Below are 1100 nucleotides of genomic sequence, written 5' to 3'. Positions count from 1 at the left end.
GCCCCCACCGACCACCGCACCCCCGAAGGGCAGGCCGAGTGACCGCCCGCCCCCTGCGCATCGGCAACGCCTCCGGCTTCTACGGCGACCGCTTCGACGCGATGCGCGAGATGCTCACCGGCGGCCCCCTCGACGTCCTCACCGGCGACTACCTCGCCGAGCTGACCATGCTCATCCTCGGCCGCGACCGCCTCAAGGACCCCGCGCGGGGCTACGCCAAGACCTTCCTGCGGCAGCTGGAGGAGTGCCTCGGGCTCGCCCGGGAGCGCGGCGTGCGGATCGTCGCGAACGCGGGCGGGCTCAACCCGGCCGGACTCGCGGACGCCGTGCGGGAGCTCGCCGGCCGCGTCGGCGTCCCCGCGCGGGTCGCGCACGTCGAGGGCGACGATCTCGGCGCCCGCTTCCCCGGCGCGCTGACCGCCAACGCCTACCTCGGCGGCGCCGGGATCGCCGCGTGCCTGGACGCCGGGGCCGACGTCGTCGTCACGGGCCGGGTGACCGATGCGGCCCTGGTCACCGGGCCCGCCGCCGCGCACTTCGGGTGGGCGCCCACGGAGTACGACCGGCTCGCGGGCGCCGTCGTCGCCGGGCACGTCCTGGAGTGCGGCACCCAGGCCACCGGCGGCAACTACGCCTTCTTCGCCGGGCACGGCGACCCCTCGGCCACCCTGCGCCGCCCGGGATTCCCGCTCGCCGAGATCCACGAGGACGGCTCGGCCGTCGTCACCAAGCACCCCGGCACCGGCGGCTTCGTCGACGTCGGCACGGTCACCGCGCAGCTCCTCTACGAGACGCAGGGCGCCCGGTACGCGGGCCCCGACGTCACCGCGCGCCTCGACACCGTCGCCCTCACCCAGGAGGGCCCCGACCGGGTCCGGATCGACGGCGTGCGCGGCGAGGCGCCGCCGCCGCACCTCAAGGCGGGCCTCAACCGCCTCGGCGGCTTCCGCAACGAGGTCGTCTTCGTCCTCACCGGCCTCGACGTCGAGGCCAAGGCCGCGCTGGTGCGCGCCCAGCTGGAGGACGCCCTCGACCGCGCCAAGTCCCGCCCGGCCGAGGTGCGGTGGGAGCTGGCCCGCACCGACCGCGCCGACGCGCCC

1 protein-coding gene is annotated in these 1100 nt (G+C 77.0%); it reads left to right on the top strand.

Annotated features, from left to right (window positions below):
* Positions 1–38: 38 nt before the first annotated feature.
* On the top strand, positions 39–1100 hold a 1062-nt coding region (locus AOK22_RS35475; protein ID WP_157872388.1), incomplete at its 3' end, for an acyclic terpene utilization AtuA family protein.

This window comes from Streptomyces silaceus (assembly GCF_001419745.1).
Taxonomy (GTDB): Bacteria; Actinomycetota; Actinomycetes; order Streptomycetales; family Streptomycetaceae; genus Streptomyces; species Streptomyces silaceus.
This window is presented reverse-complemented; position numbering and strand designations above follow the sequence as displayed.